The sequence below is a fragment of the Paracholeplasma brassicae genome (assembly GCF_000967915.1).
Lineage (GTDB): Bacteria > Bacillota_I > Bacilli_A > Acholeplasmatales > UBA5453 > Paracholeplasma > Paracholeplasma brassicae.
On the sequence record NC_022549.1, the window covers coordinates 633,540 to 646,792 of the forward strand.

Annotated in this window: 11 protein-coding genes, 1 tRNA gene and 1 riboswitch; of the genes, 11 read left to right on the forward strand and 1 reads right to left on the reverse strand. The window is 36.9% G+C overall.

The window, feature by feature from the left end; all coding sequences use genetic code 11:
• Window positions 1-10 precede the first annotated feature (10 nt).
• Window positions 11-1,171 (forward strand): endonuclease, encoded by a 1,161-nt coding sequence (locus BN853_RS02865; protein ID WP_052591175.1) that lies wholly within the window; start codon window positions 11-13, stop codon window positions 1,169-1,171.
• A 63-nt stretch (window positions 1,172-1,234) separates the two neighbouring features.
• Here BN853_RS02865 and BN853_RS02870 read toward each other — a convergent pair.
• Window positions 1,235-1,308 (reverse strand) — tRNA-Thr (locus tag BN853_RS02870).
• 76 nt (window positions 1,309-1,384) lie between these two features.
• Here BN853_RS02870 and BN853_RS02875 point away from each other — a divergent pair.
• The 10 genes from BN853_RS02875 to BN853_RS02920 all read left to right on the forward strand — a co-directional run bounded on the left by BN853_RS02875 (window position 1,385) and on the right by BN853_RS02920 (window position 13,237).
• Window positions 1,385-3,112 (forward strand): ABC transporter ATP-binding protein, encoded by a 1,728-nt coding sequence (locus BN853_RS02875; protein ID WP_030004443.1) that lies wholly within the window; start codon window positions 1,385-1,387, stop codon window positions 3,110-3,112.
• Window positions 3,112-4,890: an ABC transporter ATP-binding protein gene (locus tag BN853_RS02880; protein WP_427909980.1), complete on the forward strand. Its 1,779-nt coding sequence runs from the start codon at window positions 3,112-3,114 to the stop codon at window positions 4,888-4,890. The genes BN853_RS02875 and BN853_RS02880 overlap by 1 nt, the downstream gene beginning before the upstream one ends.
• 155 nt (window positions 4,891-5,045) lie before the next feature.
• Window positions 5,046-6,650 (forward strand): glycoside hydrolase family 13 protein, encoded by a 1,605-nt coding sequence (locus BN853_RS02885; RefSeq protein WP_052591177.1) that lies wholly within the window; start codon window positions 5,046-5,048, stop codon window positions 6,648-6,650.
• On the forward strand, window positions 6,647-8,005 hold the full coding sequence (locus tag BN853_RS02890; RefSeq protein ID WP_030004446.1) for a glycoside-pentoside-hexuronide (GPH):cation symporter: 1,359 nt from the start codon (window positions 6,647-6,649) through the stop codon (window positions 8,003-8,005). The genes BN853_RS02885 and BN853_RS02890 overlap by 4 nt, the downstream gene beginning before the upstream one ends.
• A gap of 111 nt (window positions 8,006-8,116) precedes the next feature.
• Window positions 8,117-8,314 carry a cold shock domain-containing protein gene (locus tag BN853_RS02895; protein WP_030004447.1) on the forward strand — a complete coding sequence of 66 codons (198 nt, stop codon included), beginning with the start codon at window positions 8,117-8,119 and terminating at the stop codon, window positions 8,312-8,314.
• A gap of 140 nt (window positions 8,315-8,454) precedes the next feature.
• Window positions 8,455-8,623, forward strand: a riboswitch (Lysine riboswitch).
• An 83-nt stretch (window positions 8,624-8,706) separates the two neighbouring features.
• On the forward strand, window positions 8,707-9,534 hold the full coding sequence (locus BN853_RS02900) for a transporter substrate-binding domain-containing protein (RefSeq protein ID WP_030004448.1): 828 nt from the start codon (window positions 8,707-8,709) through the stop codon (window positions 9,532-9,534).
• Window position 9,535: 1 nt separating this feature from the next.
• Window positions 9,536-10,291 (forward strand): amino acid ABC transporter permease, encoded by a 756-nt coding sequence (locus tag BN853_RS02905; RefSeq protein ID WP_030004449.1) that lies wholly within the window; start codon window positions 9,536-9,538, stop codon window positions 10,289-10,291.
• Window positions 10,288-11,025: an amino acid ABC transporter ATP-binding protein gene (locus BN853_RS02910; RefSeq protein ID WP_030004450.1), complete on the forward strand. Its 738-nt coding sequence runs from the start codon at window positions 10,288-10,290 to the stop codon at window positions 11,023-11,025. The genes BN853_RS02905 and BN853_RS02910 overlap by 4 nt, the downstream gene beginning before the upstream one ends.
• Before the next feature lie 106 nt (window positions 11,026-11,131).
• Window positions 11,132-11,863, forward strand: a complete 732-nt coding sequence (locus BN853_RS02915) for a Fic family protein (RefSeq protein ID WP_030004451.1) — start codon at window positions 11,132-11,134, stop codon at window positions 11,861-11,863.
• 228 nt (window positions 11,864-12,091) lie between these two features.
• The gene (locus BN853_RS02920) at window positions 12,092-13,237 is read left to right on the forward strand and encodes an MFS transporter (RefSeq protein WP_084232906.1); all 1,146 of its coding nucleotides are present in this window, start codon (window positions 12,092-12,094) and stop codon (window positions 13,235-13,237) included.
• Window positions 13,238-13,253 lie beyond the last annotated feature (16 nt).

The window sequence follows — 13,253 nt, forward strand, 5'->3', positions numbered from 1 at the left end:
AAGGGGTATTATGAAAAAAATATTCGTACTGATGAACCTAATGATTTTATCTTTATTAGTGAGTGCGTGTTTTAAAATTCCCAAGGTTCTAGAGGTCACCTTTATGGTTAATGGACAGACCTATGAAACCATTGAAGTACTTGAGGGAACGACGCTTGTTTTGCCAGAAGATCCGGCAATCGATAAATACGTATTTGAAGGCTGGTATTACGACGCCTTATTTACGGATCCATTTGATAAAGATACCGATTATGAAGTGACTTACACGTTTACGCTAATTGCGAAAATGACATTAATTGAGGAAGAAGACCCGGTGATTTTGCCGCCAATTGGTGACTACACAGGCGAAAGACAGTCCTCAAATGGCTATTATTACGTTTCACCGATTACACCGGATTCTTATTATAAGGATGCGATTGATTTGGTTGGGGAAGCACTAAAGTTAAGTTTGAGAACCAGACTTAATACGGGTGTTAGCTTACAACGCTACAGTGACGCAAAACAAATACTTGCGATTTCAGACCGTGTGACTGTCGAGGATAAAGACTATTCTTATGCCATCTATAACGGTGCACTGGTTAACAACATATGGGATTCAAAAAGTTGGCATAGAGAACACGTATGGCCAAACTCACGTTTAGGTATGGCACGTGTGGGTGAATCTAATCGAAACCAAGCCTCAGACCTGCACAACCTAAGAGCAATTGTACCATCCATTAATAGCAGCCGTAGTAATCGCTATTTTGATTACAAAGAAAATGGGTTTGGAACTGTCGGCAGTGATGCTTACTACCCAGGTGATGATCATCGCGGGGATGTGGCAAGAATCTTATTCTACATGGTCGTGATGTATGACTTCTTAAGTCTTGAAAACGAGAATATCCCAGATATTCCTTATGAGATGGCAGGTGCGGTCATGGGAAAACTCGATTTACTTTTGGAGTGGCACAGACTTGATCCTGTCGATGAATTTGAAGAAAACAGGAACGAAGTCATTTATCAATACCAAAAGAACCGAAACCCATTTATTGATTATCCTGAGTTTGTTCACTTGATATTTGAAGGTTTTACAATTGAACATTTAACGGCTCCAGGCATTGACACGAGTCTTTCTTTGGACGATCAAATGCGTTTTACAAATAGACAACTTAATTCATGGAATCTCGCTTAAATGCGAGATTCTTTTTTTTAAAATAAAAAAACACTCAGACAAGAGTGTTTGTGTTATTCTAACTGGTGCCCTCGGCGAGAATCGAACTCGCATCTCAGCATTACCATTGCTGTGTCATACCATTGAACTACGAGGGCAACAAACTTATTATATACAATTTGAAATCAAAATTCAACCAAAATATGATATTATATTTTGAGGGGGTAGAAACAGATGAATATGATTTTAAGATTAGTTAGACCCCATTGGAAAAAGTTAACACTTTCGTTATCATTTAAAACCATTGGGTCACTTGCCGACTTAATGTTACCTTTCTTAATATCGGTTATGATCGATGACGTCATACCAAATAGTGAAGAAGGCGACATTGAGTTAATTGTCTATTTAGGCATTTTAATGTTACTGATTGCAGTTATCGGTCTTTATTTGAATATCGTTGCCAATCGTTCAGCTGAACTCGTGGCGGCGTTATCGGTTCAAGGCTTAAGACATGACTTGTTTGAGAAAATTGAATCGCTATCGGCCAATCAAGTCGATGATTTAACCAGACCTAGTTTGATTTCAAGAATGACCACAGACACCTATAATTTATATAACGCAACCGCCGGTCTACAACGCCTAGGTGTCAGAGCACCGGTCTTATTGATTGGTGGCATTGTGATGGCACTATTCCTTGATCCAGTCTTAACGCTTGTGATGATTGCGTTATTACCACTGATTGGGCTATTGGTTTATTTTACATCGTCCAAAGGGATTCCACTATATAAAAGAATTCAAAGTTTACTCGATAAATTAACCAGAACACTAAGAGAAAACATCACGGGTATTCGTGTGGTTAAAGCTTTGTCAATGACCGAGCATGAAGAAGAACGATTCGATAAAAATAACCAAGAAACCGTCAATGCCGAATTAAAAGCGCATTATACCATGGCTGTGATTAACCCAACCATGCACGCGATTATGAACGTCGGATTGGTGGTTGTTTTAGTGATTGGTGCTTTTCGTATCGATTCAGAATTAACGAAAAAAGGGGAAATTATCGCCTTTATTACGTATTTCACGATTATTCTTAACGCCATGATGAGTATCACGCGTGTCTTTATCATGATTTCAAGAGCGTCTGCCTCAGGTAGCCGCATCGATGAAGTATTACACTTACCAAAAGACATGAAAGACGGGTTTGATGAGGTTGTGTTAGATGAGGCGTATCCGCACGTGGAATTTAGAAACGTCAGTTTTTCATACAACAAACAAAAAGCAAACCTTGAGAACATTAATTTCAAGTTAGAGCGCGGACAAACCCTCGGGATCATTGGTTCAACAGGTAGTGGGAAAACCACACTAGTTAACCTCTTGATGCGTTTTTACGACCCAGATGAGGGGACAATTTACCTTCATGGAAAAGACATTAAAACCTTAAAACAAAAAGAACTTAGAAAACGCATCGGTTTGGTCCTACAAAACGACTTAATCTTTGCCGATTCGATTTATGGGAATATTCAGTTTAACCGTAATCAAATTAATGATGAGGACGTTAGGGTTGCTACCAAAGTTGCTCAAGCCGAATTCATTAAAGAAAAAGAAGATGAACTAAACTACCGGTTGTCTCAACGAGGTTCGAATTTGTCTGGTGGACAAAAACAACGCCTCTTAATTGCTAGAGCCGTCGCAGGCAAACCAGACATCTTAATCTTAGATGATGCCTCAAGTGCACTTGATTACCAAACCGACATGAAAATGAGAAATTCACTTAAAGAAGAATTAAGTGACACGACCATGATCATCATTGCACAGCGAATCAGTTCATTAAAAGATTCTAACTTGATTTTATTGATTGATGATGGAAAAATCATCGATATGGGGACACACGAATCCTTAATGAAGACCTCAAAGATTTATCAAGAACTCGCTTTCTATCAATTAGGGGGTGAAGACAAATGATGTACGCAGGTAAACAAGGCAGAGGCAGAAATGATGGTTCTCAAAAAGCGAGAAACACTAAGAAAACCTTAAAAAAACTATGGAGTTATTTGTACTTCTATAAGATTAAACTTCTGATTGCCTTAATTTTCACCATTGTATCTAATTTACTTTCACTTGTCGGGCCTTACTTGAGTGGACGAATCATTCAAGCCATGACCGATGGGGTTGATTTTGAGAAAGTCTTTCGTTTTGCGATATTAATGATTGGGTTCTATTTATCCTCAGCCATCATGACTTACGTGTTATCCATTTCAATGGTTCGCATCAGTCAAAGCGTTGTCTATAAAATGCGTAAGGACGTGTTTGCGAAGCTTGCACGTGTCCCAGTTGGGTATTATGATACAAACCAAACGGGTGACATCATCTCAAAAATGACCTATGACATTGACACCATCAATACGTCACTGGCCACCGATGTGATGAGTATATTCACCTCAATCATCACGGTAGTGATTTCATTTGTGATGATGGTAATCATGTCACCAATTCTAGTCTTAGTGTTTTTAGTAACGATTCCGTTATCGGTGATTGTGACTCGTGTGTTATCACGTATTGTTAAAAAGAAATACCGCATTAGAAACATGAAACTTGGGGAACTCAACGGGTTTGTTGAAGAAATGATCACTGGCCAACGAACCATTCAATCCTATGTTCAAGAAGATTCGGTCTTAGAGAAATTTGATTTGATTAACGACGAAGCAACCAAAGCATCTTATGAAGCGGGCTATTACTCGACAACCGTTGGACCAACGGTAAACTTCATTTCAAACTTATCTGTGACACTCGTTGGTGTTTTTGGTGGTATCCTCTATTTATACAAACAAATTGATCTGGGGAACTTTACCTCATTTAGTCTTTATTCAAGACGTTTTTCAGGGCCAATTAATCAAATGAGTAACATTTTAGCAGAAATCCAAAGCGCACTTGCTGCCGCAGAGCGTGTCTTTGATTTACTCGAAGAACATAACGAAGTTGAAGACATTGAAGGCGCCATTGATTACGAAGATGTCAAAGGACACATTGAATTTAAGAACGTCGATTTCTCTTATGTAGCAAATACACCCGTCATTAGAAATCTAAGTTTCGAGGCACCGCCTGGTAAAGTGGTTGCGATTGTAGGACCAACCGGCGCAGGTAAAACGACCTTGATTAATTTATTGATGCGTTTTTACGACGTCGATCAAGGTGAGATTTTAGCCGATGGCAAAAACATCAAAGAACTCACAAGAAGATCACTTAGAAAAGCATTTTCGATGGTCTTACAAGACACGTGGTTGTTTCATGGCAGTATTCACGATAACATCAGTTACGGGAATGGTGAAGTCTCACGCTTAGAAGTAGAAGAAGCGGCTAAAAAAGCAAGAATTCATTCATTTATATTAGCACTACCTAAGGGCTATGACACGATTTTATCGGATGAAGGCTTAAATATTTCTAAGGGTCAAAAACAATTATTAGTCATTGCACGTGCGATGCTCTCTAAAACCAAAATGTTGATTTTAGATGAGGCAACCTCGAACGTTGACACACATACCGAAATTTTAATTCAAAAGGCCATGCTAGCATTAATGGAGAATAAAACGACCTTTGTGATTGCCCACCGCCTATCAACCATTCAAAACGCCGATTTGATCCTTGTGGTTAAAGACGGTAACATCGTTGAAAAAGGAAATCACACAGAATTATTAAATCAAAATGGTTTTTATAAAGCCTTGTATCAAGCACAATTTGAATAAACGTTAAGCAGTTCACTTTTAAATGAGTGACTGCTTTTTTTCTTATATGCACCAGCGTTATTTAAAAAGATAATTGAGTGAGATAGAACAAATTATATTTGATTTATTCCCTTAAATGTTGATTATTTAGTATAATGAACGTAGAAGGTGATGACATGAATTTAACGTGGTGGCAACAAATGGTCTGTTATCAAGTATACCCAAGAAGTTTTAAGGACACAAACAATGACGGGATTGGCGACATAAACGGCATTATTGAAAAACTGGATTATTTATCATGGTTGGGCGTAAATGCGATTTGGCTTAGCCCTGTTTATGTCTCTGCAAACGATGATTTTGGCTATGACATCATCGATTACTACGACATCAATCAAGAATATGGGACGCTTGATGACATGAAACGTTTAATCGAAAAAGCAACAGAAAAAAACATCAAGATCATCATGGATCTTGTGATGAATCATACGTCTGATGAACATCCATGGTTTATCGAATCAAAAGACCCAAACTCAGCATATCGTGATTACTATATCTATAAAGAAGGTAAAAACGGAAAAGTTCCAAATAACTGGACTGGTTTTTTTGGTGGTAGCGTTTGGCAAAAAACAGAACGAGGGGATTTCTACCTTCATTTGTTTTCACATAAACAACCTGATTTGAATTTTAAAAATCCAAAGGTAAAAGAAGAGTTTAAGAAAATCATGGCGTTTTGGCTAGATCTCGGTATTGCTGGGTTTCGTTGTGATGTCTGTAACGTTTTTTATAAAGAAAGCCTTGAAAATGGCAAGTTTCGATTGGTGTTAAAAGGCTTAGAACACTACCATCAAACCAAACGAAATCATGAAATACTTCAAGAGCTTAAACAAGCCTTCAATAAAGACTATGATTTCATGATGGTTGGTGAGACCGTGATGATTAATCCTAAAATGGCCAACGATTTATTAAGTACAGAAAAAGAACTCGATTTGGTTTTTTCATTTGAACATATGGAAACCGATCAAATCAACAATAAGTGGTTTAAGCGCAAGCATAGACCCGAACGATTAATAAAAGCACTCATGAAATGGCAAACACAAGTTGATTGGAACGCAAATTATTTTGAGAACCACGATCAACCAAGAAGTGTCTACCGGTTCGGTGATAAACGGTATCACTATTATAGTGCAACCATGTTATCAACACTCCTACTTTCTTTAAGAGGGACCCCATTCATTTATCAAGGTCAAGAAATCGGGATGACCAACTTCGATTTTACTCAAATGGATCAGTTCAAAGATACCGAATCCAAACGGATTTATGAAATTGGTCGAAAACTAAGAATTCCTAAGAAATACCTATTCAAGATGATAAAAACCAGCTCAAGAGATAACGCAAGAACACCCATGCAGTGGGACACCTCGGAAGGCTTTAGTCAAGCAGTCCCTTGGTTAGCAATCAACCCAAACCAAAAAGACATTAACGTTAAAAGCCAAATGATACAAGAAAAATCCGTCTTGAAATATTATAAAAAGATGATCAACGTTAGAAAAGAGAATAAACCATTGGTTGAAGGGACGATTTCGTTTATCAAAACACCCAAAGGCGTCCTTGGGTTTGAACGAACTTACCAAGACAAAAAACTACTTGTTGTCATAAACCTAACCAATAAGGTCAAAAAAATGGCGCTACACCGTAGTCAAATTTTGATTAATAATTACGAGACGGTTTTAAAACACAAACTGATGCCTTATCAAGCCTTAATCATTGGTGGTGGGCTATGAAAAATCAAAACGTCCTTAGTTTCGGTATTGGTACTTTAGGCAGAGATATGGTTTATACGCTAATCTCGATGTATTTAACCTTTTATTTAACCGATGTCCTCGATTTAACCAACCAAAGTTTAGGTGTATTTACCGTACTGATTGTGGTTGTCAGGGTGTTTGATGCGTTTAATGACCCATTTATGGGGGTTGTTGTCGATAACACAAAGACAAGGTGGGGAAAATTTAAACCGTGGATTTTAATCGGATTGATTGGCTCAGCCATCGCAACGCTTCTAATTTTCTTTCCAATCAAACCAAAGGGATTATTACTATATGTCAGCTTTTTTGTCGCGTATTTGTTTTGGGAGATATTCTATACGATGAATGACATTGCCTACTGGTCGATGATGCCAGCGCTTTCAAATGACTCTAAAGAAAAAGAAAAAATAGGGGCTAGCGCAAGGATTTTTGCCAACATTGGTTTGTTCTTTGTGGTTGGAAGCATCGTCCCATTAACCAATTTGTTTAGCCGTTTATTTGATGATAATTTGATTTTAGGTTATTTTATGTTTGCGTTACTCGTTGTTTGGGTGATGGTTATCTTTCAATTGGTTACCTTATATTATGTAAAAGAAAAGAATACCTACAAAATACGAGAGAAAACCAAAGTCAAAGAGATGTTTTATATCTTGTTTAAAAACGATCAATTGATGATAACGGCGTTAGCAATGACAATGTTCATGACGGGGTATATGATTACGACCTCCTTTGGGTTACACTATTTTAAATATGTCATGAATAATGAGGGGCTATATTCAATCTTTGGCGTCATCTTAGGGGTCTCGCAAATCATTGCTCTAGGTTCGTTTAGCTATTTTTCTAAACGCTTTTCAAGAAAACAGCTGTATCGTTATTCAACGTTTCTAGTGATTATTGGTTATTTACTATTTTATTTCTTGCCAACCAACATCATCTACGTTGGTCTAGCTGCCTTGTTGTTATTTTTTGGACAAGGGTATCTACAATTATTAATTCTTGTTTTTTTATCGGATACGGTTGAGTATGGTCACTACAAATTAAGAAGAAGAAATGAATCGGTGAGCTTTTCGGTTCAACCATTCATTAATAAGTTATCAGGTGCAATCGCTAGTGGGGTCGTTTTAGTAACGGCAATTTTATCCGGTATCAATGAGGCAACGAGTGCCTCTGAGGTTAGAACAGAGGGAATCTTACTCATTAAGACCATGATGTTGATCATTCCGTTAATTCTCATTATTTTTAGTTTTCTAATTTATGTGAAATTTTACAAGATTGATGAGCCGTTTTATCGAAAAATAGTTTCAACAATTGAAGAACGAGAACAACAGAAATAAAAATATTTTAAAAATAGTTAGGATTGCCCTTGTTTTAAATATTTTAATAGTGTATAATACCAGTAGACATCAAAATCGATGTTGAATTTTTAAGTAAGGAGTACACATTTCATGACAGGTAAAGTAAAATGGTTTGATGCTGAAAAAGGCTACGGATTTATCTCTACATCAGAAGGTAAAGACGTTTTCGTTCATTTCAGCGCTATCCAAGCAGATGGCTATAAGTCATTAGCAGAAGGCGACCAAGTTGAATTTGAAGTTAAAGACGGTGACCGTGGCCCACAAGCTGCGTCAATTCGTAAAGTATAATTTTTCAATTGACAAGGTACATTTAAGGAACTGAAAAGTTCCTTTTTTGTTTGTTTCAAATAATATAAGCGTTTTCATGACAATATTTATTTTAATTTGTTGACATATTACTTCATGTGGGCTAATATAGTGTCAAACAAAAAAAGTTTAGAGGCAGCGATGCAAATGAGTAAAACGTCGAGCAGGCATGTGACGACACGTTTGAAAGGTAACCATCGCCGAATGAATAAATAGGCATATTTAATTCATGGGGTTATAAGAAATACTTATAACACTCCTACATCAACATGTAGAGGCGCTAACGTGAGATTATAATTTTTAATTATTTCATGTGATAAAGCGTCCAATGGACGCTTTTTTTGTTTGAAAATTAACTAGGAGGTCTCACAAAGATGAGAAAAGTATTTTTATTATTCACAGTATTATTATCGTTTGGTTTGCTAAGTGCTTGTGGCTCTAGCGAACAATTTGATCTAACTGAAGGTAACACGCTAACGGTTGGACTTGAAGCGGCTTACGCACCTTACAACTGGATGACTCAAACTCAAAATGAGTTTACAGTCCCACTAAATGGTCAGCCAGGGGCTTATGTCGATGGTTATGACGTTGTTGTTGCCAGAAGAATTGCAGAAGAGCTCAACTTAGAGTTAGTCATTAAAGCAATTGATTGGGACGGCTTAATTCAAGCTTTACAAGCCAATCAAATCGATTTAATTATTGCGGGTATGAGTCCAACCTCAGAACGCGCAAAAACGGTCAACTTCTCTAATGAGTACTATCGTAGCGAACAAGTGATTGTGGTTCAAAAAACGTCAAGCTTGGTTAATGCAACCTCACTAAATGATCTTTCAGGTAAACGTGCGGTGGCTCAATTAGGTACCTTACAAAACGATTTAATCGATCAAATTCCAAACGTGACAAAATTAACAGCGCTTGAGTCTTACGGGGCAATCACACAAGCCTTAAGAAGTGGACAAGCTGACTTATTTATTGCTGAGTTGCCTGTGGCACAATCAATCACAGCAGCAAATAGTGATTTAACTTACGTGGCATTTACAGGTGAAAATGGATTTGAAGTCGCAGAAGAAGACGTGACGACTGCGGTTGCTTTAAGAAAAAGAGATACGGATTTGTTAGAAGCAATCAACACCGTTTTAGCGGGTATCTCAGTTGAAACAAGAAATGGCTGGATGACAGCTGCACTAGAAAGACAAAACTAAGATGAACGATTTATTAATGTCGTTACCGGATCAAGGTGAGTTTTTCAAAACATTAATTTATCTTTTTGTTACTTACTACAAAGTCATTTTATTTGGGCTAGGCATTACCGTCTTACTGTCTGTTGTTGGGACAGTAGGCGGGTTTTTCCTTGCCATAGGACTTACAGGTTTTCGAACACTAGAAGTGGATAAAAAAAGAGATACCTTAGTGATTAAAATACTCAAGGTGATCGGGCAAAAATTTGCCGTTCTATACGTGACAGTCTTTAGAGGCACACCGATGATTGTTCAAGCGATGATCATTTTTTATGGGGTAGCACAGGCCAATCTTTTTTCGTGGTGGGCGCCACTACCTGCAGGTCTAATTATTGTAACACTAAACACAACCGCCTACATCTCAGAAGTGTTACGTGGGGGGTTAGAAAGTTTAGACGTCGGTCAAATGGAAGCTGCGCGTTCGGTTGGTATGACAAAATCTCAAGCGATGCGTCACGTCATGTGGCCGCAAGCCATTAAGAATGCACTACCTGGTATTGGTAATGAGTTTGTAGTTAATTTAAAAGATACCGCGGTGCTTAGTGTCATTAGTGTGGTCGATTTATTCTATGCGGTTAGACAATCTGCGAGTGAATCATATCGTTTCTTAGAAGCTTTCATGATTGCAGCAATTATGTATTTGATTCTCACATACTTGTCTTCTAAATTAATCAACTATTTGTCTAGACGCATGAGTCAAACTGGGGAGGCGAACCTATGAGTACATTAATAAGTGTTCAAAACCTTAAAAAGAGTTTTGGTCCAAAAGTCATTCTCAATGACGTTAATCTAGATGTTAATGAAGGCGAAGTGATCACCTTAATTGGATCTTCTGGTAGTGGTAAAACGACACTACTTCGATGTCTAAATTTATTAAATGAACCAGATCAAGGTCACATTTACTTTGAAGATTCTGACTTAATGGATCCGAATACAGACATCAATCACCTAAGAGAACGTATGGGGATGGTTTTTCAGTCCTTTAATTTATTCAATAATAAAAGCGTCTTAGATAACTGTACACTATCGCCAATCAAGGTGTTAGGTTTATCGCCAGATGAAGCTAAAAAAAGAGCTGTTAAGTATTTAGAAAAAGTAGGGATGAAAGACTTTATAAGTGCGAACCCTAAAACATTATCTGGTGGACAAAAACAAAGAGTAGCAATCGCAAGAGCGCTTTGTATGGAACCTAAGGTGATGCTATTTGATGAACCAACCTCAGCACTCGACCCAGAAATGGTAATTGATGTGCTAAACGTCATAAAAACATTAGCTCAAGAAGGAATGACAATGGTCATCGTTACCCATGAAATGGGTTTTGCTAAAGATGTGTCTGATCGCGTTTTATTTATGGACCAAGGCGTTATTTTAGAATCGGGTACACCTGATGAAATCTTTAACTACCCACAAGAAGAACGTACAAAACAATTTTTAAAGCGAATATTATCACACTAATTGAAAATGAGCGTATAGTTATATATTCTCATTTTTTCTTTTTTTAGTGTTGAATGATAGCGCTTTTATTGGTATAATGACAATATAGAATGGGAGTGGAAAATTTATGGAAAAAGGATTACTTGAAACAGAGAAAAAGCACCTCTTGAACATCATCGATGATGTAAAAGAGGAAGTAAAACAAAAGATTTCCAAGGATTTTAGTATTAAGTATGCGCACGATGCCGTGAGTATTGAAGGTAAAAACAGCATCACTTTAGATGAGGCCTACACACTTAATCTTGCCAAGACTTTGACCAATCGAAGTGAATGTGAACAAAAAGAACTACTCAATCATCTAAAAGCTTATGAGCTAGTGTTAAACGCAGTAAATCAGGATAAACCAATGACTGAGGAATTACTAAAAGACATTCATCAAGTCCTGTTAGATGGCATTATGGCCGGAGGCTTATATCGTCAAGTAAACGTTGGGTTAATTGGTAAAACACATCAACCACCAGATCACATTAAAGTCTATGATCGAATGAAAAAGTATATGGCAAGACTCGATGACTTTGAAGGCAATGCAATTGAATTAGCCTGCTATGCGCACCTTGGCATATCAAAAATTCATCCATTTATTGATGGTAACGGTCGATTAGCACGACTAGTTATGAATTACTATTTAATGAAGCATAACTATCTTCCAATTTCGATTTCTACAGACCAGCGGAACGCATATTTCGAAGCACTTGATTTATTCAAAGAGACGAAGGATATGAACCCGATGGTAGAATTTATTACATCCCTATTAATTAAGCGATACAATGAATATAATCAAGCGATAGAAAATGCATAAATAACTAATTTAAGACGCCTAATCCGAATGATTAGGTGTCTTTTTTTGTTTGGAGATTATCAGTTAGATCATACCAAGATGGATTAAAAGAGATATTAAGTTGTTATAAAATATGTACTTATTGAGGTAAGTTAGATATTAGATTTCCATGATAGCGTTTAAATTAATCTTTTTTTAAAAAAGACTATATAATAATAGAATTTTGTGTATAATAATTATGGTGATAACGTGAAAGAATTAAATAAGTACCAAATGACTTATTTTATACGGTTTATAGGGGATTCGATGTTCTATCCTTTTTTTGCGCTTTATTTATCAAGTATTGGTGTAGAAAACAAAGAACTAGGCGTTATTATGATGATACTTCCTTTAATCGCAATATTTGTAAATCCGATTTGGAGTCACTTTTCAAAAAATGTGAATTCAAATCGGCTATTTTTACGAATTTTGACAATCATAGAAGCTTTAATGATTGTGCTGTTGATTGGCAGAACTTCAACTGAGGCAATTGTGATTATAACCATCATGATTGCGATTGCAGGACAGCCTTTCTACATCATGTTAGATGGGTTCACATCAATCTTTTCAAAAGCCAATGGGTTCCAATACGGTAACATCCGGCTCTATGGTTCACTAAGCTATGCCTTAGGCACGTTAGCGGCTGGGTATTTAATCAAACTTTATGGTTATGGGACGACATTCTATTTGGCAGGTTTCTTCTTCGTTATCACAGGTGTTTTAATCCACTGGATGAAACCACTTGATTTATCGAGTGATCTTGATTTAAATGAAAAAAGTGATCTCAAATCTTTAGTTAGAAATAAACGTTATTTGCTTTTTGCGATGTATTACATCATACTACTTGGAACCATTTTTGGTGCCGATGCGTTTTTAGGTGTGTATTTCGAAACCTTAGGGGTCGAAACTGATGCGTTTGGATGGATTACATTTTATTTCATCATTGGTGAGATATTAGTATTATTCATTTTGTCGAAATTTGGTCATTTATTTAAAACCAAAAACATATTGATTTTAATGGCCATTATGAATGCCATTAGATACTTTTCATACGGTTTTGGACTGCCTCTAGTAGCTATGATCATCATATCTGCTTCTAGAAGTATTTCAATGGGTGGGATACTCTATATTTCCATTCGATATATGACTGAAATAACCAGCTCGAAAAATCTGACGTTAGGAATTTTGCTGTATTCCTCGTTTCGAAGTTTATTAACAGCAATCATCACAGTAGTTGGTGGCTATGTAACTGACTTTTACGGCTATCAGTCGTTTTACGTAATTGTTGGTATTATTGCCTTAATCGGCCTTGGATTTATCAATTACAAGGAAAGCCAAAAACCACTAGAAATGTGATATAATATTATAGGAT